Source organism: Priestia sp. SIMBA_032, assembly GCF_046535215.1.
GTDB classification, from domain to species: Bacteria; Bacillota; Bacilli; order Bacillales; family Bacillaceae_H; genus Priestia; species Priestia aryabhattai.
Map to the genome: position 1 here is coordinate 493,267 of NZ_JAWRXD010000003.1, position 22,772 is coordinate 516,038.

Sequence of the window (22,772 nt, forward strand, 5' to 3'; positions counted from 1 at the left end):
TTTGCTTATTTATCACCATCCTTTCACTATTTTCCTTTTTTTAGACATAAAAAAGAGGATGGGACAAAAGTATTTTAGTGGAAGGAAAATCTGGACAAGTTGGATTTTTTACGGTGATGATGAACGTAGGTTTCATCTAGATAGGTGCTTCTAGCTGTTGATTGGAGAGCAAGACGAAGACTCCTGCGGGAAAATCAGCATAGATGAGACCCCGCAGGAGCATAAGCGACGAGGAGGCTCATCGGCCGCCCGCGGAAAGCGAAGTCTTGCACAGAATTCAACAGCGGGGTCACAAGCGATTCATACTAGCTCATTGATCCTCTTTTTTCGCTTTTAGATTCGATTGATGTAGTTATGTCTCAACCTCGCCCGTTTTTTCACTTTTTTCTTCGCTGGAACGTCTTACTTTTGTTTAAAGTTGTATTCTTTTTCCGTTCCGTTTGAAAAACGAACTTCTAATTCAAACGACTGAAAATCTTTTTTTAGATCAAACGCATCGATTACTTCCTTTTTTACATCTTCATCGGGCGTGCGCTGATCAAAATTTAACTTTTTAAATTTTGAAGATAATTTATTAAAAGCTTTGTCTCCGTTCAAGTGCTCATCGTTAATATTATCGTCCACTTTGGCTTCTATCTCATCATTTTCATTTTCATAGTCGGCTTCATAATCATTGTTGAGCCCCTTATAATCTACTTCTAAATCAAATTTTGAAAAGTTAAAAGATGTGTTTTCACTTTGATTATCATAGCTCATCGGCGTTCCGCCATTTGTCACGCCTTGTTTATTTTGAGCTTCTCTTGCCGGTGCTGCATCATCATTGTGGCATGCTGAAAGTACGCTAATACCTATAAGGGAAAAGAATATGAAAAAGGGTCGTTTCTTCACTGTGTTTCCTCCTTTTAGTTCACTCTTCCTTCCCTTTATGTCCACAACTCTGATTTTTATACGCCTTCACTAGAAAACCCCGCTCTCTAAAAAGAAAGCAGGGTTTTTCGTCTTGTTTATTTTACATTCGAATAAGAAATACTGTACATGCTGTTAAAATACGTATTGTAAAGAGCTTGAACAGCACGGTCTAAAGCGTCTGCCTTCACACCAAACATCATGCTCACCTCAGAAGAACCTTGGTTGATCATTTCAAGATTCACTTCAGCACGGGCAAAAGCTTCTGTAGCTTTTGCTGCAATTCCTACTGTGCTATTCATTCCCTCTCCTACTACCATAACCATAGCAAGATCACGCTCAATAAAGATTTCATCTACTCCAAGTTCTTTTTCAATTCGAGCAAATACACGCTTTTCCACATCTGGCGTAAGCTGATGCTCGCGCATGATGACAGAGATATTATCAATTCCTGAAGGGGTATGTTCGTATGAAATGCCTTCATCTTCTAAAATTTCAAGCAATCTTCTGCCAAAACCAATTTCACGGTTTAATAAGTATTTGCTCACATGAATGTTGCAAAAACCTTTGTCCCCAGCGATTCCGACCACCGGCGTATCGCCGTGAGGACGCTCAGCTACAATAAATGTACCCTTTGCTTCAGGATTATTTGTATTCTTTACACATACAGGAATGCCTAGTTTATAAACCGGCTCTAGCGCTTCATCATGGAAGACAGAAAAACCTGCGTAAGAGAGTTCACGCATTTCTCTGTATGTGACTTCTTTCATTTCATGAGGCTTTTCCACAAGTCGTGGATCTACGCTATAAATAGCATCTACGTCAGTAAAGTTTTCATACAAGTCAGCTTTGACTCCTGCTGCTACAATTGAACCTGTAATATCTGACCCACCGCGTGAGAACGTAACCATGTTTCCTTCTTGAGAGTAGCCAAAGAATCCTGGAATCACCAAAATGCCCGAACGCTCTCTTAGCTGCGGTAGTTTTTCATAAGACAGTGGAAGCACTCTTGCTCTTCCGGGTTCATCAGAAACAAAAATACCTGCTTCTTTTGGATTTACATAATGAGCTTCAAACCCTAAATGGTTTAAATAAGCAGCCATTACCTTTGCGTTATTATCTTCTCCGCTCGCTTTTAGACAGTCTAATAAGCGAAACGGATCGTTTTTATGTAAATCAATAAGTGATTGTAAATTCGTAATAATGTCCGTAATAATCGTTTCCGGCATAGACAAGTCCACAGCAATTTCACGATAGCGATCAATTACTTGCCCAAACTCATCGACGTAATCTTCTCCAAGCTGTATTTTGGCAGAAAGTGCGATTAGCAAATCTGTCATTTTTGTGTCTTCTCCGTATCGCTTGCCCGGAGCGGATACAACTACCAGCTTTCTCTCTTTATCAGACGTTACAATATGCGCAACCTGTTTAAATTTCTCTGCGCTTGCAACTGAACTCCCGCCAAACTTCGCAACCTTCATGTTTGAGACACTTCCTTACTTTGTTTTTAATATTCGATTATTGTACCATATTTTATCAAGTAGAAAAGCTTATCTATCTAACTTTTCTAAAAATTAAAGGAATACTACTGTAATTGTACTCCCATAAAGAACAAATGTCTATCAGAAAAACACAAAAAGACTGATTTTACATCATGTAAAATCAGTCTTTATTTGTTATTCTGCTTTTGGCTTTTTTAATACACCTACAAGGACCGCTGTTACAATTGCACCAATTAAAATTGCTAGTGCGTATAAAAGAGGATTTCCTTGTACAATTCCGATAACGAATACGCCGCCGTGTGGTGCTGGTAAACCGATGTGGAACATCATTGTTAAAGCACCTGCTACTGCAGCACCGATAACCGATGCGGGAATAACACGGCCTGGGTCAGCTGCTGCGAATGGAATCGCACCTTCTGTGATAAATGAAAGACCCATTACATAACACGTTTTACCTGTTTCACGCTCTTGGCGAGTAAATTTGTTTTTGAACAAAGTTGTCGCAATAGCCATACCTAATGGCGGAACCATACCGCCTGCCATAATCGCTGCGTGTGGCGCATAGTTTCCAGCATCAATCATTGCAATACCAAATGTAAAGGCTGCTTTGTTAATAGGACCACCCATATCAATAGCCATCATACCGCCTAAGATAATACCTAATAATACTAAGTTACCTGTACCAAATCCACTTAACCAGTGCGTTAATCCTTTGTTAATTGCACTAACTGGCTCATTTACAACATAAAGCATAATCAATCCTGAGATAAAAATCCCAAATAGCGGATAAAGAAGAACTGGCTTAATTCCATCAAGCGCTTGCGGTAAACCGCTGAATAATTTCTTTAATCCCACTACTACATAACCCGCTAAGAAACCAGCGATTAAGCCACCTAAGAAACCGCCTCCGCCAGAAGCTGCTAAAAGACCTGCAACCATACCAGGAGCTAAACCAGGACGATCAGCAATACTCATTGCAATGAACCCTGCTAGTACCGGTACTAGTAAGAAGAATGCATTATCTCCGCCAATTGTTTTTAGCGCCGCTGCAAATGCATTGTACGTTGGATCTTTCGGTTCTGCTGAGTGAATACCAAACATAAACGAGATGGCAATTAAGATCCCGCCCCCTACAACAAACGGAAGCATTGCTGATACACCGCTCATTAGATGTTTGTAAAACCCTGTACGCTCTGATCCTTTACTTTCTCCGCCTTCTTTGCTGCCACCGCCACCGCTGTATACAGGAGCATCTCCTTTTAACGCGCGGTTAATTAATTCTTCAGGCTTGCGAATTCCTTCAGCTACTGGAACTTGAATAACTTTTTTACCTGCAAAACGTTCCATTTCTACTTGCTTGTCCGCTGCAACAATAATGGCGGTAGCGTTTTCAATTTCTTCCTTCGTCAACGCGTTTTTAACACCGCTGGAACCATTTGTTTCAACTTTGAGCGTCACGTTCATATCTTTCGCTTTTGCTTTTAGGCTGTCCGCTGCCATATATGTGTGGGCAATTCCTGTTGGACAAGCTGTTACAGCAAGTACTAATTGATCTGAAGCTGTATCCACTTCTTCTTCTGGCGCTTCTTTTTCAGTTTCTTTATCATCAATTGCTTTAATGACTTCATCAATTGATGATGCCGTTAGCAACGTTTTTCGGAACGATTCGTCCATTAATAACGTAGACAAACGAGATAGTGTTTCCAAGTGAGCATTATTCGCGCCTTCACTCGCTGCAATCATGAAGAATAGGTGTGCAGGCTGTCCGTCTAATGATTCATAATCGATACCTTCTGTTGAGCGTCCAAATGCAATGGCCGGTGTTTTTACCGAGCTTGTTTTCGCATGCGGAATGGCGATGCCTTCCCCAATTCCCGTTGTACTTTGAGACTCACGGTTTAAAATTGCTTCTTTATAGCCAGCTCGGTCGCTTAAGCGACCAGCTTCGTCTAATTTTCCAACTAACTCATCAATAACATCAGCTTTTGACGTGCTTTTCAAATCAAGAATGATTGTATCTTTTTTTAATAGTTCTGTAATTCTCATTCTCGGTTCCCCCTACTCTACCTTTGTGATTGACACTTGTTCACGAAGCGTCTTTACATCTTCTGCTGTACATAATTCAAGTGAGAATGCTGTGGCACTTCCTGAAGCAACTCCTGTTTGAAAGGCTTCTAATAAATCCCCTTGCTTTACATAAGAAGCTATAAATCCAGCTACAAGTGAATCGCCAGCTCCAACAGAATTTTTCACTGTTCCTTTAGGGACTGTGGCACTGTAGACACCGCTTTCGTTAATAAGAAGTGCTCCATCGCCTGCCATGGATACAACGACGTTTTGCGCTCCTTGTTCCACGAGTTTTTTACCATATACTAGCGCATCTTCTGCACTGTTTACTTCTACATCAAACAATTCTGCAAGTTCATGATGATTCGGTTTGATAAAAAACGGCTTGTGAGACACGACGTCTAGCAAGGTTTTTCCACTTGCATCTACTACAACTTTTACTCCGTTCGCTGCTGCTAGTTCAGTTAATGTTTCATACACAGATCCTGGAAGCGTTTTCGGTATACTCCCTGCTAATACGAAGATATCGCCTTCAGTCATTTGCTTTACTTGAGTCAATAAAGACTGAAGCGCTTCGTCTGTAATAGCAGGTCCTTGACCGTTAATTTCTGTTTCTTTTTCCGTTTTTAACTTTACGTTAATGCGGGTATCTCCATCAACTCTTGTAAAAGCTGTTTCAATATTCTCCGCTTTTAAGTAGTCTTCAATATAGGTTCCTGTAAAGCCGGCTACAAAACCGAGAGCTTTATTATCAACACCTAATCGCTTTAAAACGCGAGAGACGTTAATGCCTTTTCCTCCTGGAAACTTGGCTTCATTCGTTGTGCGGTTCAGCCCGCCTTCTTCGAATGCTGAAACATGTACTACGTAATCAACGGATGGGTTCAACGTACATGTATAAATCATGATTTCACAACCTTTATGTCTGTTTTGTTTGCATACTGTATAAGTACATCGCTAGGTACGTCATTTGTTATAATTTTTGCTTCATGTAAATCGGCTATTTTCGCAAAACTTGTTTCAAAAAACTTAGTAGAATCTGATAAAATATAAGATTCTCTAGACAGCTTCATTGCCGTTTGCTTAATTAATGCTTCTTCTGGATCGGGAGTTGTATATCCATATTGATGATGAATCCCATTCGCTCCCATAAAGCACTTGTCAAAACGATACTGCTCAAGACTTAAAAGAGCTCCATTCCCAATTAAAGCGCCCGTTTTATGTTTAACAGATCCTCCAATTAAATAGAGGGTGATACCTTGTTCTAGCATCGGGTTTAAATGCATTAAACCATTTGTCACGACAACTACGTCTTTTTGCTTTAAAAAAGGAATCATTTCATACGTTGTAGTTCCTGCATCTAAAAAAATACAGTCACCTTCATTTATAATGGAAGCCGCATACTCTGCAATGTTTCGTTTATCTTGAACATTTTTAGCAGATTTTTCGATAACGCTCAGTTCAATTCGTTTACTGCGAATAAGCGAAGCGCCACCGTGAACACGTTTGAGCATTTGCTCTTCTTCTAGTTGACTTAAGTCTCTTCTAATTGTGGATTCCGAAGCGCCTGTAACTTCGATAAACTCTTGCACTTTTACAAGTTCTTTCTCTTTTAAAAGTTTTAAGATTAGTTGATGTCTCTCCGGCGTTAACATGTTCTAGCTCCTTTTTTAAAAAAGCGTTTTCATTTATTTCATGTACTTACTTTATCACGGTTTACATTCAAAATCAATCATAAAAAATCAAAAACATTCATTTTTTTAATTACAAAATAAATTTTTTTGAACGAATAATTAGTTTTGCGTTTGTTTTAATGATAGTTTATACAAAAGGAAATAAGCTGGTAATTCAAGAATTTGTCTACTTTTCTCATTATATGTAAAGGTTTTCTTGCACTTAATTAGTTATGACTGTTTTTGACTATTTATTGACCGATTGAATTTTTCCTGACTGAATTATGTTTAGCTTGTCCTGTTTTAATGAGAGCCTATACATCAAAAAAGTTGTCCACCTTTTTGGACAACTCGAAGTGACCCATCATTTAAATAAAAACAGAAGCATATATAATATAGAAGCAAGGGCAGAAGAAATAGCTAAACTTGAGATAAAACGAACGAGTCTTTTTTTAATGAACTGCGTTAATTCAATTTCTCTTACTTGAGTTTTTTCATTTTGCATACAATATCCCTTCTTTAATCAAAATTTCCTAGTAGCTAAAAGTTACTACTCCCAGAATATGCTTTTATGTATTGTATGCAAGCGTTAAAAAAAAGATACAAATCGAACAAAAAAGCTACTCTTAGCTAGAGTAGCTTTCATCTTTCCATACATCTGCTTCAATTACTGCATCCGCTCGAATCGAATACGTATAACAAGGCCCTGTCACCATCAGCATATTCGATTGCAGCAAGACTTTATCGATCGTCACTCGTTCATATCTTTGAATATGTCCTGCTTCATAGACGTGAAGCGTTACTGGATGATGCTCCGAGTAACTGTTCATAATGACATTTTCAATATGCTCAATCTTTTCTTTTTTCAACCCTAAAGACTGCTTATGCGCCTCGGGACTGTACATTTTCTTCATTTTCTCTAAATGCTCAGGCATTACTAACTTCGCATACTGTTTTAATTCATCTTGATACACGTTCATTCTCCCCCTTGACTCTTGCTTCTATTTTACCGAACGAACATTCTCATTGCAAAACTTTTTAATCAAAATAAAAGCAAACAATTCATTTTTTCATACTCCATAAAAACTGTCAAAAGATTTTATGTTGATAGCAGAAACTGATTTTTTAAAAAATAATAATATCCCATCTTTAATTCAGCCTCTAGAGTTGGTATAATACATTGTCATGACTGTGTTTTCGGAGTTTTTGATGATTGGAGGTAACGTTCATGATTAATAAAATAAAAGAAATTATCCTCATTATTCTAGGAAGCCTGATTTTCGCACTGGCCATTAATTACTTTGCTATTCCAAATGAATTAGCAGAAGGCGGCGTAACCGGTGTAACAATGATTACCTATTATGTACTAGGCTGGTCTCCGGGTATCACAAACTTTATATTAAACGGTTTGCTGGTACTGATCGGATACAAATTGCTTCACAAACGTGTGATTGCTTACACAATTATATGTATTATTTTCACATCTCTATTCCTGCATATAACTGAAGGACTGGGAAATCCTCTTGACGATACGCTACTGGGGGCTATTTTTGCTGGGATTTTAGCTGGAGTAGGACTCGGACTTGTATTTAGAGGAGGCGGAACTTCTGGAGGCTCTGCAGTTATCGCCCGTTTAGCTAATCAATATCTAGACTGGAATATTAGCAAAACGATGCTAGCAATTGATTTATTAGTTGTAGCAAGCGCTTATTTTGTCATCGGTGGAGAAAAGACGATGTATACGGTTATTTCTCTTTATATTGGAACAAAGGTGCTTGATTATATCATTGAAGGACTCAACCCCCGCAAAGCAATCACCATTATTTCACACCGTTCAGCTGAAGTAGCCGAACAAGTCAATAAAAAGATGCAGCGCGGCGTCACTGTCTTTTCTGCTCATGGAAGCTATACAAAAGAAGCAAAAGACGTATTGTACGTAGTTGTGAACAAACAAGAACTGCTAGAGTTAAAGCGCATTATTCATAAAGTCGACGAACAAGCTTTTGTGGTCGTACACGATGTGCGCGACGTCTTTGGAGTAGGTTTTACCATTCCAAAAGCCAGCTGAAAACCCACTGTAAAAAAGCGGGTTTTTTCTATTATATATGTTGGCGCTGAAAATACAGTGAACCTGCTGTTATAAAAAGAAAAAATTTTCTTATAACGACAATAAAAAGCTCTGTCATGAAAAACAAAAAAACTAAAAGGCGATGCCTTTTAGTTTTTTTGTTTACACCTCCATTTAATTAACAAGCCGCAGTGCGTTAATCCTCCCCCAAACCCATAGAGAATAAGAAGGTCATTTTCCTGTACTTTTCCTGTCATTATTCCTTCGTTTAAAGCAAGCGGAATAGAAGCTGAAGATGTATTTCCACAGTATTGCACACTCGTTAACGTTTTATCCATTGAAACACCTGTTTTAGCACAAATAGCTTCAATCATTCGAAGGTTTGCGCTATGTGGAATAAACCAGTTTACATCAGAAAGAGAAATAGGTGTATTTTGTAATAAGGCTTCTACTCCCTTTGGAACCGTCCGGACGGCAAAACGATACACTTCACGTCCGTTTTGAACTAAATTCCCGCTCGAGTTAACTTCTTTTCCTGAAAGAGTATTAGATAAGTTAGAACGATATAAATTTATCCCCCCGCTTCCGTCCGTTCCGTAATAAGAGCCTAAGAAACTTGGATTATACTCATCGTACTCTACAAGCATAGCTCCCGCTCCGTCACCAAACAGCACGCATGTGGCCCGGTCCGTATAATCTGTAATTTTCGACATGACTTCAGCACCAATAACTAAAATCTTTTTATGCAATCCCGACGTCACTAAGCCGTTCGCCACATGAAGTCCATATGTAAAACCGGCGCATGCGGCACTTAGATCAAATGCAGCAGCTTGATCAATGTGAAAATAATCCTGAACCTGACATGCTACGCTAGGAAAAAAGTGATCAGGCGTTGTTGTCGAAACAATAATTGCATCTACATCTTCTATTTTTACATCATATCGGCTAAGCAAATTTTCAACGGCTTGAATGGCAAGTGTGGACGTGTATTCGCCTTCTCCTGCAATTCGTCGTTCTCTCATTCCTGTACGCTGTACAATCCATTCGTCACTTGTATCAACCATTTCTTTTAAATGGTCGTTCGTTAATTTTTGCTTTGGTGTATATATCCCCATTCCCGTAATTCTAGCTTTTGACTGTATCATTTCTCCACCTCAAATCAGTTGATACTTAATTATAACACCTACCTTTAATATCTGATACTAATTTATTGTTAGATAAAAAGCGTAAAGGCATACCCTTTACGCTTTTTATTAAATAGAATAATCTTCTGGAATAAATACTTTTAGCTGCTTAGGCTTTACATACACCTGCTCTCCTACTTGAAGGTTGAGGACTTTATAGTGCTCCTTGCTCAATTCAGCTTCTAAAAATTCTTCTGCATCTTCTCTTTTTAATTCAATTTGCACGATAGGCCCTATCACATGAATATGGCTAACGGTTGCAGAAACGGCATCTGCGCTTGTTTTTATCTTTTCAAGGTGAATATCATGAGGTCGCACATATCCAACAGCTGCTTCTTCATTTCTTCCGCTAAATTCTGGAACATCCATTTCAAAGCTTCCTTGTTGTAGTTTCCCTTTATGAATGCGGCCCTTGAATAAATTGACGTTTCCTAAAAAATCGTACACAAATGGACTGTTAGGATGATCATATACTTCTTCAGGACTTCCAATCTGCTCAATTTGCCCGTTATTCATCACAACAATACGATCAGCTACATCTAAGGCTTCTTCTTGATCATGCGTAACGAAAATACTCGTAATATGAAAATCATTATGCAATTTACGCAGCCATCTGCGTAAATCCTTGCGAACTTTTGCATCCAGAGCGCCAAAAGGTTCATCTAATAGCAGTACTTTCGGTTCTACTGCTAACGCTCGAGCAAGCGCTACTCGCTGGCGCTGTCCGCCCGATAATTGAGAGGGATAGCGATTTGCAAGCGGCTCTAGTTTAACAAGCTGCAGCAGCTCGGTTACTTTCTTGTTAATGTCTGTTTTAGAAGGTCTTGTTTTTTTAGGTCGTACTTTCAAACCATACGCAATGTTATCAAACACCGTCATATGCCTGAACAAAGCATAGTGTTGAAAAACAAACCCTACATTCCGCTCTTTTGGATTTACGTGCGTAATTTCCTTTCCGTCAAATAAAATAGCTCCTTGATCAAGATGTTCAAGACCGGCAATGATGCGAAGCAAAGATGTTTTTCCAGAACCGGACGGACCGAGTAAAGCTACTAATTCACCCGTTTGAATATCAATGTTAATAGAATCTAGCGCTTTAAAATCACCAAAGTTCTTTGATACGTGCTTAATATGGATACTCATCTCATAAGCTCCTTCCTATTTAAATATGTTTGGATTTCCACTCAATAATATTTTTTATAATCAATGTAAAAATAGCTAAAATTGACATTAAAGATGCTACCGCAAACGCTGCTGCAAATTGATATTCATTGTAGAGAATTTCAATATGAAGAGGCATCGTATTTGTCATTCCTCGAATGTGCCCCGAAACAACCGAAACAGCTCCAAACTCCCCAATTGCACGCGCATTACATAAAATAATGCCATATAATAAGCCCCATTTAATATTAGGTAACGTCACTAGAAAAAAAGTTTTGAAACCGCTGGCTCCTAACGTTAACGACGCTTCTTCTTCGGCTGACCCTTGAGCTTGCATGAGTGGAATCAATTCTTTGGCAACAAACGGGAGCGTTACAAAAAGGGTAGCTAATATAATACCGGGAATAGCAAATACAATTTTGATGTCGTGATTAAACAGCCACTCTCCGAATAACCCTTGTGCACCAAATAATAAAATAAAAACCAATCCAGCAATAACAGGCGAAACGGCAAACGGTAAATCAATAAGCGTAATTAAAATATTCTTTCCTTTAAAATCAAACTTCGTAATTAACCATGCAGCTACCACGCCAAAAACGGCATTTAAAGGAACGGTAATAAGCACAACAATTAGCGTTAGTTTAATAGCAGCTAAAGCATCTGGATTCGTAATCGCAGCGAGATACGTTTCCAACCCTTTTTGAAAAGCTGTCATAAAAATGGTGATGAGCGGGAGCACTAAGAATAGAGCTAAAAAAGCCAGTGCAATAAATGTAAGCAGCCACTGGACGACTTTGGGCTCTTTTAAACTAGAATGATTAAGTTTAACAGTCGTTTTTGCACGCTGCATTGGAACATGTCCTGCCAATGTCACCCCTCCTTAACTATGTACAAATTTACGATTTGTCCACCATTGAATAATATTAATAAGTAATAACAGAAAAAATGATACCACCAGCATGACTGATGCAATAGCAGTAGCGCCCGCATAATCGTACTGTTCGAGTTTTGTCATAATTATAAGCGGCGTAATTTCAGTTTTCATCGGCATATTTCCAGCAATAAAAACAACCGACCCATATTCTCCAAGCGCTCTTGCGAATGAAAGAGAAAAACCTGTTAAAACAGCAGGCACCAGCTCCGGAAAAATAACTTTTCTGAACGTTTGCATGCGGCTGGCTCCTAAACTAGCAGATGCTTCTTCGATCTCTGCATTAAAGTTTTGCAATACCGGCTGCACCATTCGGACTACAAACGGCAGGCCAATAAACGTAAGAGCGATAATAATTCCGATAGGCGTAAATGCGATTTTAAACGTAAATAATTGACCAAGCCATCCTTTCGGAACGTAAAGAGTGGTCAAGGCAATGCCGGCAACAGCTGTTGGCAAGGCAAACGGCAAATCCACAAGTCCGTCAATAAACCTCTTTCCAGGAAAATGATACCTCACTAATACCCACGCAATAATGGTTCCAAAAATAACATTAATGATGCCGGCTGCAAATGCTGCTCCAAAGCTTAATTTATACGATGCTACTACTCTAGGGTCTGTAACAGTTTTAATAAATTCGCTCCACCCCATAGATGCCGTATTTAAAAAAATCATAGATAACGGAAAAAGAACAAGGATGCTTGCATAAAACATCGTAAAACCTAAAGAAAGCCCAAACCCTGGTAAGATGCTTTTCTTTTTCTTCTGTCGTTGTAACACGCTCACGTCTTACACCTCTCTCTGCTTTCAAGATACATGTACACAGAAGATACGAATCACCATTCGTATCTTCCTCGTTCTACTTTGTTAATGAATCATATTACTTTGGCTGATAAATCTGATCGAATGTTCCTCCATCGTTAAAATGCGTTTCTTGAGCTTTTTTCCATCCACCAAAATCTTTAATGGTGACTAGGTTAAGAGATGGAAATTGATCTTTGTGTTTCTCTAATACTTTTTCATTTCGAGGGCGATAGTAGTTTTCCGCTGCGATTTCCTGGCCTTTTTCTGTATATAGATATTTCAAATATGCTTTTGCTACCTTTGTCGTGCCTTTCTTTTCAGCTACTTTATCTACTACAGCAACAGGCGGCTCTGCTAAAATACTTAATGACGGTGTGACAATTTCAAATTTATCCTTTCCTAGCTCATTTAACGATAAGTAAGCTTCGTTTTCCCATGCAATTAACACGTCTCCAATGCCTCGTTCTACAAAGGTAGTTGTAGCTCCGCGTGCGCCTGAGTCTAACACTTCGACGTTTCCATAAAGCTTACTCATGAAGTCTTCAATCTTTTTATTATCTCCGTTATATTTATCCTTCGCGTATGCCCAAGCCGCTAAATAATTCCAGCGTGCGCCTCCAGAAGTTTTTGGATTTGGCGTAATAACAGATGTACCTTTTTTCGTTAAATCATCCCAATCTTTAATTCCTTTTGGATTTCCTTTACGAACTAAAAAAACAATCGTTGATGTGTATGGTGTAGAATTATGAGCCAATTCTTTTTCCCAGTCTTTGTTTAATAATTGGCGAGTTTGAGCGATTTCATCAATATCGTAAGCAAGCGCCAGCGTTACTACATCCGCTTCTAAACCGTCAATAACTGCTCGGCCTTGCTTACCAGAGCCACCGTGTGATTGCTGGATAGTGACGTCTTGCCCTGTTTTATCTTTCCAATAAGACGCAAAGCTCTTATTGAACTCCTGATAAAGCTCACGTGTAGGATCATATGAAACGTTTAAAAGTTCTACCGGTTTTTTTGAATCGTTTTTACTCGCAGAACTATCTTTCCCTGCTGTTTCAGTAGATTTTCCATTGCCGCAACCTGCTAGCACCACGAGCAGTGCTGTCAGCACCATTAAAAACTGAACTGCTTTTTTCTTCATGTTTTACTCCCCTTTTTATAAAAAAATACAAAAAGGCCGCTATCTCTTTGAAAAGAGAAGCAGCCTTCAGTTAGTCTGATCAGCGTATATGCTCTTAAATTATTCTTATTAAATTTATTAGTAAAAATAAAAAGAAGATACTTTCTGAAAAGACAATTTATTCTTGTTTTTATAATAAACATACTTTACCTATTAGTCAACTAGGTTTTTAATCTTTTTTACACTTATTTTAGTTCTTTTTACGTGCTTTCCTTACTTACTGCGTGCCTGATACTCTTTTTCTAAGTCAGAGAGTGTAAGTTCAAAAAGATGATGGTTTTCTTTTTTGTAAATCCCTTTTTTCAGTAACTCTTCAATGAGGTATTGTTTTCTTTGCCGCACCGCTGCTCGTAATAAATTTTCCATCTTTTCTCCTCCTATTATATTAATTTAAGAATAAAAAAAAGACTCCTAACACAGGTCAGAAGCCTTCGGTAATCCGATCAGCACAGGAATGAAACTGTCAGATCTTCATAATTTTAAAAAATGTCATACTCATAAAGCTTATAATCCACCTTGAATTTGAAAGATTCTAAATCTTTGTCTCAAAAGAAAGTCATTCCTTTTTCAACCACGCATATTTTCTATATTTAACAAAGCACTTTTTTGCCGCCTACTGTCAAGACGTCGCTAACTAGACCAGTCCTTCTGGCTTTCTCAAAAAAATATTCAATTAGGCTTACTTGTGGCTGGCTACTTTGCTTTTAGCTAAAAAGCGGTTTTTTTCCGTACTGTCTACTTGAGTAATTTGTCCGTCGTGAAGAGTAATTAATACAGATCCATAGTTAATTTCAGTCAGTAGTTTAACGATATAATCTAATTTTTCTTGTGTAATTGAAGCCATTTTATCATTCTCCTATTCATAAATAATTTTATATTTTAGTTACAATTGAATAAACAACACGAACAACATCTATAAGTACTTGTATAATGAGCAGAAGATAAATGCATGGTAATCCTCCCCATATGTTCATTTGAAAATTGAGATATTAATAGCCACAGTCGCTGTACAGAAAAAGCCCACACTAGTAGCGAACGAGTATGAGCCTTCGGTTGACCGATCAGCCTCTTTAGCATCCCAATTTTTTCAAAAGATTTATACTATCTATATTATTTACACTTTACCTATATGTCAAGTAGGGATTAAAAAAATAAATAGATAGTATTAATTTTTTTTATATCTTTGACCTATTAAAAAAGACTCATCTGCATGAACTTACACAGACGAGTCTTTTTTAGTCCTATTTTTTTGGATAGGCAGAGTTATCGTAAAGATGCTTCCTTGTTCTTTTTTGCTATCAACACGTATTGCGCCCTCATGCAGCCGAACAATTTTTTTGGTAATTGCTAGACCAAGCCCGCTTCCTTTTAACGTTCTCGATTTATCTACTTTATAAAAGCTTTCAAAAATATATTTTTGATCTTCTTCGGCAATACCAATTCCATTGTCCTTTATTTTCACGTCTATTTCTTCGTTTTTTTGATGAATGGATATTTTCACAAATCCATGTTCAGGCGTATATTTAACAGCATTTGTTACTAAATTCAGCCAAACTTGCTCTAACAAATCTTTATCTGCTTCCATTTGAACATTGGATAAATCAAGGTCAATTTCTATGTTCTTTTTTGTCCACTGAGGTTCTAAAGCCATCACTACATGCCTGATTTGTTCATCTAACCGGTAGTGCTGCAGCATTAGCGTTTGATGTTCAGAGTCTAGAGAAGCAAGCTTTAGCAAATTGGAACTAAGCTGAGATAGTCTTGTACTTTCTTTTTCAATAATCGTTAAATATTGTATCTTTTTATCTTCACTGACGATATCATCTTTAAGTGCCGCTGAAAAACCGCGAATTGAAGTAAGCGGTGATTGAATTTCATGTGAAACGCTAGCAATAAACTCTTGCCTCATCGTTTCTATTTTATTTAATTCTTTAGTCATTTGGTTAAAGTTTTTAGTTAACAGACCGATTTCATCATTCGCTGCGTGCTCGACTTGCACATTGTATTCGCCTCGTCCGACAACTTTCATCGCTGTACTGAGACGCTTAATCGGTTTAATAATAATCGTTGAAACATACGCAAACAATACAATACCTACTAATAAAATCGTAATAAGCTGGATATTTTGAACATCTTGAATAACTGAAAATTGCCGCTGTGGATGAGACTGAATAAATAGAGCATACGATCGTCCATTTTCTATAAAAGGAAGACCCACTACGTTTGGCTGTGGATGATCACCTTTTTCCTCGTTTAAATTAGAATAACGCTTCCCGTCTAATACTTGATCTACTTCTTTCGGTGTAATTGGAATAGGCGGTCCCGGCTGTCCTAACACTTTTTCTTTATGCTGATCATCAATAATAATAAACGAAAAATGAATAAATGATGAATTAGATAAAAACCTTGCAGCTTTGTCGGAGTCTTCTGCTCCATACAAATCGATAAAATCTTCTCCCATCTTCACCATATCCTGACCTAATCGCATTTCGAGCTTCTGCTTGCTAAGAAATGTCGTGACGACAACGGTAATCACAACGCTCAATAAAATCGTAATGATGAACGACAGAACCAGCTTTACATAAATTGATTTCACGTTAACACCCTTCTGCTCTATAGCCTAGTCCGCGAATTGTTTTGATTTCCATACCGACGTTTTTCATATGATTAAGCCTCTCTCGCAGACGTTTTATGTGAACGTCTACCGTGCGCTCATCTCCTTCATAATCATATCCCCAAATTAATTGAATAAGCTGATCACGAGTGAAAATCTTTCCTGGAGAACTAACTAACGTGAACAGTAATTCAAACTCTTTTAGCGGCAGCTGTTCGCTTGTTTCTCCTGCACTCATCTCTAATTTGGTACGGTCTAATTTTATATTCCCCATATAGATTACATTGTTAGCTTCTACGCGGTACCTGCGTAAAAGAGCCTTTACACGAGCAACCATTTCCTGAGGATCAAAAGGCTTCACAACATAGTCGTCTGTTCCGATATCAAACCCTTTTAGTTTATCATGCGATTCGCCTCTAGCTGTTACCATCAAAACCGGTATATCAAAATACTCCTTAATTTCCTTTGTTAGTTCCCATCCGTCTTTAAATGGCATCATGATATCAACGACTGCTAGATCAATTCGAAACTCTTCCATTTTCACCCATGCTTCTTCACCATCTGCTGCTTTTATAATTTTAAATCCTTGATTTTCCAAATATAATGATATCAGCTCTCGAATATGTTGATCATCATCTGCAACTAATATTTGAATCATACATGTCTCTCCCTATTCCTAAGTTTGTCCAGCTTTTACGCACAGTAAGCTCTCTGTTTATACCAAACAGAGAGCCGCATAAGATCATACAATGATTTTATACTCCAAATATGAACTGAATATGAACAAACTGATTAAATCTTATTAGCTGAAGTTGTTTGCTCGTTCTTTTTCTACAATTCCCTCCAAATACGATAAAAACGTTTGACGTAAATCTCTGCGCTTTAACGCCACTTCTACCATCGCTTTCATATAGCCTACCTTATCTCCAATATCAAAGCGCTGCCCTTCGAGTTCAAGAGCAAACAATCGCTCTTTTTCACATACCACGCGCAGTGCATCTGTTAATTGTAATTCATTTCCTACCCCTCTTTCAATCGTTTTTAGATAAGAAAAAATAGAAGGATTTAAAATGTAGCGGCCCATAACGGCAATAGTTGACGGAGCTTGTTCTATCGATGGTTTTTCAATCAAGTCATTCACTTCATGAAGGCCGCCGGATTTATTTTTCGGCTGAATGATGCCGTATTTTGATACTTCTTCAATATCCACTTTTTTAACTCCAATAACTGATTGACTAGTCGTTTCATACGCTTGAATCATCTGTTTGAGCGCAGGCTCTTCAGAAGTCATAATATCGTCTCCAAGAAGAACAGCAAACGGCTCACCTCCAATGAACTGTTCGGCACAAAGAATAGCATGCCCAAGCCCTAACGGCTCTCTTTGACGAATATAGTGAATGCTTGCCATTGATGAAATCCTTTGTACTTCTTTTAACATGTCAAACTTATGCTTTTCTTCAAGCATTTGCTCTAATTCAATTGATTTATCGAAATGGTCTTCAATTGATTTTTTGTTTCGGCCTGTAATAAAAATAATACTTTCAATGCCTGATTTCACAGCTTCTTCTACAATATATTGTACAGCAGGCTTATCGACAATTGGCAGCATTTCTTTCGGCTGCGCTTTTGTCGCCGGCAAAAATCGAGTTCCTAAACCGCCTACTGGAATAACTGCTTTTTTTATCGTCATATATGAATCCCTCTTTCTTTTTTAGTAGTAAATACAAATAATTTAGTGCCAATAAAATTGATACCGACACTTACGATTGTGATCAAAAGTTTACTGATTAGCAGCGGTATACCCCATTTATTATATAGAACAGTCAACAGAAAAGATGTTAGGGATAAAGTGATTAAATTCACGACCACGAATGAGATCACTTCACGTTTACTGCTTTTTTCTTTTTTCTTAAACGTCCACTTACGATTCATGACATAACTGTTTAAAATCCCCGCGCTATATGAAAGCCACTGCGCTAATATATAGTTCACACCGATTGTTGTTAAAAGTGCGTATACTACAAAATCAATCAGTGTATTTACAACTCCTACTAACGCAAATTTAATAAAGGATGGCCATTTGTTAGTCACGAAGTGATACTTCCTTGCGTGTTTCAAGCTGATACTTTTCACGGATGATATAGAGTGGACGATTTTTTGTTTCATCGTAGATGCGGCCAATATATTCTCCAATCATACCGAGAATAATTAAAATGATGCCGCTAAAGAATAGCTGAATGACAATTAACGACGACCACCCGGTGATGGTACTGTCTGTAAATAACTTCAAATACAGCACCACTAAAAGATAAATAAAACCGATACCAGATAGCGTTACACCAGCATAGCTAGCTAGCTTCAGCGGTTTATAGGAGAAAGACGTAATGCCATCCATTGAAAGCTTCAGCATCTTTTTCAAAGGATATTTCGACTCCCCCGCCAAGCGCTCGTCTCGCTCATATTCTACTGCTATTTGCTTAAAGCCCACCCAGCTTACTAATCCGCGAACAAAGCGATTTTTTTCTTGAATGCTATTCATTTGATTGCATACTTTACGATCTAGCAAGCGGAAATCCCCTGTATCGAGAGGAATATCAATATCAGTCATTGCACGTAAAAAGCGATAAAACATAGCCGCTGTTTGCTTTTTAAAATATGTTTCTCCTTTTCGCTTTGTACGCTTAGCGTATACAACGTCAAACCCTTGCTTCCATTTTTCAATCATCTCTAAAATCAATTCGGGCGGGTCTTGCAAATCAGCATCAATTACAACAACCGCCTCTCCTCTTGCATGATCCATACCAGCTGTAATAGCAATTTGATGACCAAAGTTACGGGCAAAATCTAATAAAACAACGTCCGGATCTTGCCCGCTGTATGCTTTAATGATTTCTGCCGTTCGGTCTCTACTGCCATCGTTCACGAAAAGAAGCTCGTAAGCTTCTTTCGTTGAACGCATCACTTCTGTGAGACGGCGGTAGGTTTCATGAATCACTTCTTCTTCGTTGTAGACAGGAACAACAATAGAATATTTAATAACTGAACTCATGTTCATGTCCTCCTTATTTAAGCGTTATTTCGTATAATGTTCCATTTCCAGATGGTCCTTGCTGAGAACTTAATGAAGTAGACTGCCATTTGGAAGAAGGAATCTCTTTACTGTTTTCTTTAATCCACGTGATAACGTCAGATTGGCCTCCCTTGCCCATTCCAGACAAGTAGAAATATTTCACTTCACCTTTTTTAATCATGGCTTTTAATTTACTCACCGTTAGAATTGGATCTGAACCGCTAAATCCTCCCATTGCCATGACTGGTTTGCCCGTTTCGATAATGTAAGGCGCAGCTGAAGTTGAATCCGTTGTGGCAAACAAATATTTTTCACCTGTATTATTTTTTGTTAAATAGTTTAGTAGCTTTTTGTTTACTTCTGCGTTCATCCCTCCACTCTTTCGTTTTGAAGAAGATGCTTTGCTTAAAGTGCTATTTGGCATTTGCATTTGACCACTGTTTGAAGAACCGCTTGGCGGCTGCATTTGACCATTATTGGACGAACCGCCCGGCATTTGCAGCTGACCGCCGTTCGATGAACCGCTTGGCAGCTGCATTTGATTGTTTGATGATGAATTGCCGCTAGAGCTTCCTGGAGGCTGCATACCATTAAAGCCAGATTGTTTGCTATTTGTAGCTGTGCTTGGAGGTCCTCCCATACCGCTTGAAGAATCAGGACCTGCTGCTGGAAGCATGCTATTTCCACCATAAATAATTGGGGTCATCGCCCAATACGCCGGCATTGCGAGCAAGACAACCAACGCTGCGGCTCCTAGGTAATTCGTCAAAGAATTTTTACGTTCTTTACGAACAGCTAAAACAAGAGCTAAAATGACGCCTAGTGCTCCTACACCTGCAATTGGCGCTACGCCGATTGAGCTGACATAAGGAGACATAATATATACTTGAAGTGCTGCTGTTGTTAAAATACCACCTGGCAGCAGCCATGATTTCCAGCCATTACGCTGTTTGTACATGCTCCATAAAGCTACCGCTCCCGCTCCTGCAAATGCGGCGATTGGAGGTGCCAGCATAATTAAATAATACTGATGAAAAAATCCTGCGATACTAAAAAAGACAGCTACTGGTAGCAGCCACGCTAACCAAAATAAACTTTCTTTTTGTTTTGTCGTGTAAGGCCCTTTAAATTTCACTCCGGCAAATAGACCCACGATTGAAAAGATTACAAATGGTAATAACCAGCTGATTTGATCTGATAACCCTTTTTGGAACAATCGGAATGGACCAGGATTCCCCGTGTTGAACATTCCGTTTTGATTCCCTCCGCCTGGAGCCTGCATCTTTTGAGAAGAACTGCTCTTTCTTTGATTTGAGCTTTGTGAAGAATCGGAACTTGAATTACTAGTTTGTTTCGTTTCACTGCTTGCTGTTTGCTGTTGAGTTTGAGCAGGCTGTTTATGACTGCTTCCCGTTACGCTTGTATTTCCCGTTAAACGATTAATACCGTTATACCCGAAAGCAAGCTCTAGAACTGAATTTGTTTGACTGCTTCCCATGTAAGGCCGCTTATCAGCAGAAGTTGAATCCACTACAACTGCCCATGAGACAGAAACGGCGAGCATCAGTGCAGTCGCTGTTGTTAAAAAAGCAATTTTCTTTTTCCATGTAATTTTGGTTGCCACTACATAGAAAACATAAAATGCTGGTAAAACCATGTATGCCTGAAGCATTTTCATATTAAAGGCAACACCAATCATCGCAAAAGCTGCTAACACCCAGCCAAATTTAGCCGTACGCACAGCACGAAACAACATCCATGTTGCTACTAATAATGTAAACACAAGCATACTATCAATATTATTTGTTCGGCTTACCGCCGGTACAATTGGCGTCAGAGCCATGGCAAGAGCAGCAAACCTGCCAGCCCATACGCCAAACGTACGTTTTACGAGTACGTATAGTAAAAGAACTGAACCGATGCCAGCTAATGCTTGTGGTAAAATGACGCTCCATCCGTGAAACCCAAATATTTTGGCACTAATTGTCTGAATCCAAAACACAACCGGCGGCTTATCAATGGTTACATAACCTCCGGGATCAAAAGATGCGTAAAAGAAATTATGAAAACTTTGAAGCATACTTTTGACAGCTGCCGTGTAATAAGCGTTGGCGTATTCATCTGTCCAAATTTTAAATAAGTTCAAAAACGCTGCAATTAAAACAATTGGAACTAAAAATAAGTCTATTCTTTTTTTGTTTGAAGTCCGTTCTTCTTTCACTTCACTGTTCATGTGTTTCATTTCACTCCTTCGTAATTTCTGACTTTAGTCTAACAAGCATATGTGAACTGATTATGAACAGTAAAAATAATTTTTTATTTTTTAAAAAGCTATTTGACCTCTTACGCTCAGCAATGAAATATTTTACAATTAAAGAATCAAGTACATGAAATGAAAAGTGTCTTTCTTGGACGCTGCAGCTTCTATGAAACATTATTATCAACAATTCATTCACTTCTTGCTGAGAAAGGAGACAACTTTATGATTCAAGTAAAAGATATATACGGAAATTTACCCACACTAGAAACAGAAAGACTCCGATTGCGGAAAGTTACCAAAAAAGATGTGCGTGACATGTTTGAATATGCCTCAAATGAAAAGGTAAGCAGATATGTAAATTGGGAAAAGCACCGAAAACTTAAAGATACAAAAGAGTTTGTTTCCTTCGTTTTAAAGCAGTACAGCAACCAATCCATTTCTCCTTGGGCTATGGAAATCAAAGCCTTGAAAAAATGTATTGGCACCATTGACTTTGTCACTTGGAACCCTACTCATCGCATTGCGGAAATTGGCTATGCGATTTCTGAAGCATATTGGAATAAGGGATTTGTTACGGAAGCAGCTGAAAAAGTAATTGCTTTTGGATTTGAAGAAATGGATCTAGTGCGCATTCAGGCGAGGTGCTTTGTTGAAAATGCCGCTTCTGAGAAAGTGATGAAAAAAATCGGTATGTCTTATGAAGGAACAATTCGAAAAGCCATGTTTATTAAGGGAGCTCATCAAGACTTAAAGTTATATTCAATCTTGCAAGAAGAATATACGCGCAACGCGTAGAAAATGTATAAAATACTTTCCATAACATAGGCTAACTTCAACACTAACTCTTTCTTTTGAGGTGAACAATGTTGGAGCAAGCAATTCAGCATTTAGACTTATCTGCACATGGTTTGTGGTTTCCGATTACCGTTAGTTTATGTTTATTTATTCTTGCCCTTGTTTTATTTAAACGACAGCTAACTTGGCGAGATTTTTATATCACGTTTAGCGTAGTTGGATTTGTCGGATGGCTTTGTGATGTTATCATTACGCGTGTTTTTAACATGCTTGATTTGGGAGATCCAAAAGTTACAGGACTTGGAGATATTCTAAGCTATACGTTTACTCCACCTTCCCTTTCCATTTTATTTTTAGCTTACTTAACAGCTAAAAATAAATGGGTTTTATCCCTTCTCTTTTGCGCTGGTTCACTACTTATAGAATACGGAATGATTAAAAGTGGCTATATGCATTTAAACAGCTGGTTTTTTATCTATTCAATAGTGGTATACTTCCTCGTTTATGCTTTTGTGCTACCATGGCATATCGCATTTATTAAGTAAAAAAGCGGATGT

The 22,772-nt window shown here is 38.3% G+C and carries 24 protein-coding genes; 4 read left to right on the top strand and 20 right to left on the bottom strand.

All coding sequences use genetic code 11. The features are described 5' to 3' along the window. The first annotated feature begins 157 nt into the window (after window positions 1-157). Window positions 158-337 carry a hypothetical protein gene (locus SB717_RS12680; protein ID WP_029714976.1) on the top strand — a complete coding sequence of 60 codons (180 nt, stop codon included), beginning with the start codon at window positions 158-160 and terminating at the stop codon, window positions 335-337. 65 nt (window positions 338-402) lie between these two features. On the opposite strand, the gene SB717_RS12685 is transcribed toward SB717_RS12680, so the two are convergent. The 7 genes from SB717_RS12685 to SB717_RS12715 form a co-directional block, all read right to left on the bottom strand. Continuing rightward, on the bottom strand, window positions 403-888 hold the full coding sequence (locus SB717_RS12685; protein WP_029714975.1) for a YusW family protein: 486 nt from the start codon (window positions 886-888) through the stop codon (window positions 403-405). 116 nt (window positions 889-1,004) lie between these two features. Next, window positions 1,005-2,387 carry an aspartate kinase gene (locus SB717_RS12690; RefSeq protein WP_410903845.1) on the bottom strand — a complete coding sequence of 461 codons (1,383 nt, stop codon included), beginning with the start codon at window positions 2,385-2,387 and terminating at the stop codon, window positions 1,005-1,007. A 195-nt stretch (window positions 2,388-2,582) separates the two neighbouring features. Continuing rightward, window positions 2,583-4,454, bottom strand: a complete 1,872-nt coding sequence (locus SB717_RS12695; protein ID WP_410903846.1) for a PTS fructose transporter subunit IIABC — start codon at window positions 4,452-4,454, stop codon at window positions 2,583-2,585. 12 nt (window positions 4,455-4,466) lie between these two features. Beyond that, window positions 4,467-5,381 carry a 1-phosphofructokinase gene (gene pfkB, locus SB717_RS12700; RefSeq protein ID WP_029714974.1) on the bottom strand — a complete coding sequence of 305 codons (915 nt, stop codon included), beginning with the start codon at window positions 5,379-5,381 and terminating at the stop codon, window positions 4,467-4,469. Continuing rightward, window positions 5,378-6,130 (bottom strand): DeoR/GlpR family DNA-binding transcription regulator, encoded by a 753-nt coding sequence (locus SB717_RS12705; protein ID WP_013056834.1) that lies wholly within the window; start codon window positions 6,128-6,130, stop codon window positions 5,378-5,380. Before SB717_RS12705 ends, pfkB begins: the two co-directional genes overlap by 4 nt. Before the next feature lie 382 nt (window positions 6,131-6,512). Further along, window positions 6,513-6,653, bottom strand: a complete 141-nt coding sequence (locus tag SB717_RS12710; RefSeq protein ID WP_013056833.1) for a hypothetical protein — start codon at window positions 6,651-6,653, stop codon at window positions 6,513-6,515. Between the two features lie 121 nt (window positions 6,654-6,774). Next, a complete protein-coding gene (locus SB717_RS12715; RefSeq protein WP_029714972.1) occupies window positions 6,775-7,128 on the bottom strand; it encodes a YolD-like family protein in 354 nt (117 codons plus the stop codon). A 248-nt stretch (window positions 7,129-7,376) separates the two neighbouring features. On the opposite strand from SB717_RS12715, the gene SB717_RS12720 reads away from it, so the two are divergent. Then, window positions 7,377-8,216, top strand: coding sequence for a YitT family protein (locus SB717_RS12720; protein ID WP_028413534.1), 840 nt, complete (start codon window positions 7,377-7,379; stop codon window positions 8,214-8,216). A gap of 149 nt (window positions 8,217-8,365) precedes the next feature. On the opposite strand, the gene SB717_RS12725 is transcribed toward SB717_RS12720, so the two are convergent. The 13 genes from SB717_RS12725 to SB717_RS12785 form a co-directional block, all read right to left on the bottom strand. Then, window positions 8,366-9,361 carry a ketoacyl-ACP synthase III gene (locus SB717_RS12725; RefSeq protein WP_074681554.1) on the bottom strand — a complete coding sequence of 332 codons (996 nt, stop codon included), beginning with the start codon at window positions 9,359-9,361 and terminating at the stop codon, window positions 8,366-8,368. A gap of 108 nt (window positions 9,362-9,469) precedes the next feature. Next, a complete protein-coding gene (locus SB717_RS12730) occupies window positions 9,470-10,543 on the bottom strand; it encodes a sulfate/molybdate ABC transporter ATP-binding protein (protein WP_410903847.1) in 1,074 nt (357 codons plus the stop codon). Between the two features lie 19 nt (window positions 10,544-10,562). Further along, window positions 10,563-11,429, bottom strand: a complete 867-nt coding sequence (cysW, locus tag SB717_RS12735; protein ID WP_029714032.1) for a sulfate ABC transporter permease subunit CysW — start codon at window positions 11,427-11,429, stop codon at window positions 10,563-10,565. A 12-nt stretch (window positions 11,430-11,441) separates the two neighbouring features. Beyond that, window positions 11,442-12,278, bottom strand: a complete 837-nt coding sequence (gene cysT / locus SB717_RS12740) for a sulfate ABC transporter permease subunit CysT (protein WP_029714034.1) — start codon at window positions 12,276-12,278, stop codon at window positions 11,442-11,444. Between the two features lie 94 nt (window positions 12,279-12,372). After that, complete coding sequence (locus SB717_RS12745) at window positions 12,373-13,437, bottom strand: sulfate ABC transporter substrate-binding protein (RefSeq protein WP_115653740.1); 1,065 nt, start codon at window positions 13,435-13,437, stop codon at window positions 12,373-12,375. Window positions 13,438-13,689: 252 nt separating this feature from the next. Next, window positions 13,690-13,842: a Fur-regulated basic protein FbpA gene (locus SB717_RS12750; RefSeq protein WP_013056825.1), complete on the bottom strand. Its 153-nt coding sequence runs from the start codon at window positions 13,840-13,842 to the stop codon at window positions 13,690-13,692. Window positions 13,843-14,155: 313 nt separating this feature from the next. Then, window positions 14,156-14,320: a YezD family protein gene (locus tag SB717_RS12755; protein WP_013056824.1), complete on the bottom strand. Its 165-nt coding sequence runs from the start codon at window positions 14,318-14,320 to the stop codon at window positions 14,156-14,158. Between the two features lie 372 nt (window positions 14,321-14,692). Next, on the bottom strand, window positions 14,693-16,072 hold the full coding sequence (locus SB717_RS12760; RefSeq protein WP_410903848.1) for a sensor histidine kinase: 1,380 nt from the start codon (window positions 16,070-16,072) through the stop codon (window positions 14,693-14,695). Window position 16,073: 1 nt separating this feature from the next. Further along, a complete protein-coding gene (locus SB717_RS12765) occupies window positions 16,074-16,748 on the bottom strand; it encodes a response regulator transcription factor (RefSeq protein ID WP_029714038.1) in 675 nt (224 codons plus the stop codon). 144 nt (window positions 16,749-16,892) lie between these two features. Continuing rightward, a complete protein-coding gene (galU, locus tag SB717_RS12770; protein WP_410903849.1) occupies window positions 16,893-17,780 on the bottom strand; it encodes a UTP--glucose-1-phosphate uridylyltransferase GalU in 888 nt (295 codons plus the stop codon). Beyond that, window positions 17,777-18,181 (bottom strand): GtrA family protein, encoded by a 405-nt coding sequence (locus SB717_RS12775; RefSeq protein WP_410903850.1) that lies wholly within the window; start codon window positions 18,179-18,181, stop codon window positions 17,777-17,779. The genes galU and SB717_RS12775 overlap by 4 nt, the downstream gene beginning before the upstream one ends. Then, window positions 18,174-19,139, bottom strand: coding sequence for a glycosyltransferase family 2 protein (locus SB717_RS12780; RefSeq protein ID WP_410903851.1), 966 nt, complete (start codon window positions 19,137-19,139; stop codon window positions 18,174-18,176). Before SB717_RS12780 ends, SB717_RS12775 begins: the two co-directional genes overlap by 8 nt. A 13-nt stretch (window positions 19,140-19,152) precedes the next feature. Beyond that, the gene (locus tag SB717_RS12785) at window positions 19,153-21,402 is read right to left on the bottom strand and encodes a glycosyltransferase family 39 protein (protein WP_410903852.1); all 2,250 of its coding nucleotides are present in this window, start codon (window positions 21,400-21,402) and stop codon (window positions 19,153-19,155) included. A gap of 240 nt (window positions 21,403-21,642) precedes the next feature. Between SB717_RS12785 and SB717_RS12790 the strand changes: the two genes are divergently transcribed. Then, window positions 21,643-22,215 carry a GNAT family N-acetyltransferase gene (locus SB717_RS12790; RefSeq protein WP_410903853.1) on the top strand — a complete coding sequence of 191 codons (573 nt, stop codon included), beginning with the start codon at window positions 21,643-21,645 and terminating at the stop codon, window positions 22,213-22,215. A gap of 68 nt (window positions 22,216-22,283) precedes the next feature. After that, window positions 22,284-22,760: a hypothetical protein gene (locus SB717_RS12795; protein WP_410903854.1), complete on the top strand. Its 477-nt coding sequence runs from the start codon at window positions 22,284-22,286 to the stop codon at window positions 22,758-22,760. Window positions 22,761-22,772: the final 12 nt, after the last annotated feature.

What these genes read in the sequence shown, in the direction of transcription:
- SB717_RS12755 (WP_013056824.1), bottom strand. Translation starts at nt 14,320, where the DNA reads ATGGCTTCAATTACACAAGAAAAATTAGATTATATCGTTAAACTACTG.
- SB717_RS12780 (WP_410903851.1), bottom strand. Translation starts at nt 19,139, where the DNA reads ATGAGTTCAGTTATTAAATATTCTATTGTTGTTCCTGTCTACAACGAA.
- SB717_RS12765 (WP_029714038.1), bottom strand. Translation starts at nt 16,748, where the DNA reads ATGATTCAAATATTAGTTGCAGATGATGATCAACATATTCGAGAGCTG.
- SB717_RS12795 (WP_410903854.1), top strand. Translation starts at nt 22,284, where the DNA reads ATGTTGGAGCAAGCAATTCAGCATTTAGACTTATCTGCACATGGTTTG.
- SB717_RS12690 (WP_410903845.1), bottom strand. Translation starts at nt 2,387, where the DNA reads ATGAAGGTTGCGAAGTTTGGCGGGAGTTCAGTTGCAAGCGCAGAGAAA.
- SB717_RS12695 (WP_410903846.1), bottom strand. Translation starts at nt 4,454, where the DNA reads ATGAGAATTACAGAACTATTAAAAAAAGATACAATCATTCTTGATTTG.
- SB717_RS12785 (WP_410903852.1), bottom strand. Translation starts at nt 21,402, where the DNA reads ATGAAACACATGAACAGTGAAGTGAAAGAAGAACGGACTTCAAACAAA.
- SB717_RS12720 (WP_028413534.1), top strand. Translation starts at nt 7,377, where the DNA reads ATGATTAATAAAATAAAAGAAATTATCCTCATTATTCTAGGAAGCCTG.
- SB717_RS12790 (WP_410903853.1), top strand. Translation starts at nt 21,643, where the DNA reads ATGATTCAAGTAAAAGATATATACGGAAATTTACCCACACTAGAAACA.
- SB717_RS12715 (WP_029714972.1), bottom strand. Translation starts at nt 7,128, where the DNA reads ATGAACGTGTATCAAGATGAATTAAAACAGTATGCGAAGTTAGTAATG.
- SB717_RS12750 (WP_013056825.1), bottom strand. Translation starts at nt 13,842, where the DNA reads ATGGAAAATTTATTACGAGCAGCGGTGCGGCAAAGAAAACAATACCTC.
- SB717_RS12730 (WP_410903847.1), bottom strand. Translation starts at nt 10,543, where the DNA reads ATGAGTATCCATATTAAGCACGTATCAAAGAACTTTGGTGATTTTAAA.
- SB717_RS12705 (WP_013056834.1), bottom strand. Translation starts at nt 6,130, where the DNA reads ATGTTAACGCCGGAGAGACATCAACTAATCTTAAAACTTTTAAAAGAG.
- SB717_RS12725 (WP_074681554.1), bottom strand. Translation starts at nt 9,361, where the DNA reads ATGATACAGTCAAAAGCTAGAATTACGGGAATGGGGATATATACACCA.
- galU (WP_410903849.1), bottom strand. Translation starts at nt 17,780, where the DNA reads ATGACGATAAAAAAAGCAGTTATTCCAGTAGGCGGTTTAGGAACTCGA.
- SB717_RS12745 (WP_115653740.1), bottom strand. Translation starts at nt 13,437, where the DNA reads ATGAAGAAAAAAGCAGTTCAGTTTTTAATGGTGCTGACAGCACTGCTC.
- SB717_RS12710 (WP_013056833.1), bottom strand. Translation starts at nt 6,653, where the DNA reads ATGCAAAATGAAAAAACTCAAGTAAGAGAAATTGAATTAACGCAGTTC.
- pfkB (WP_029714974.1), bottom strand. Translation starts at nt 5,381, where the DNA reads ATGATTTATACATGTACGTTGAACCCATCCGTTGATTACGTAGTACAT.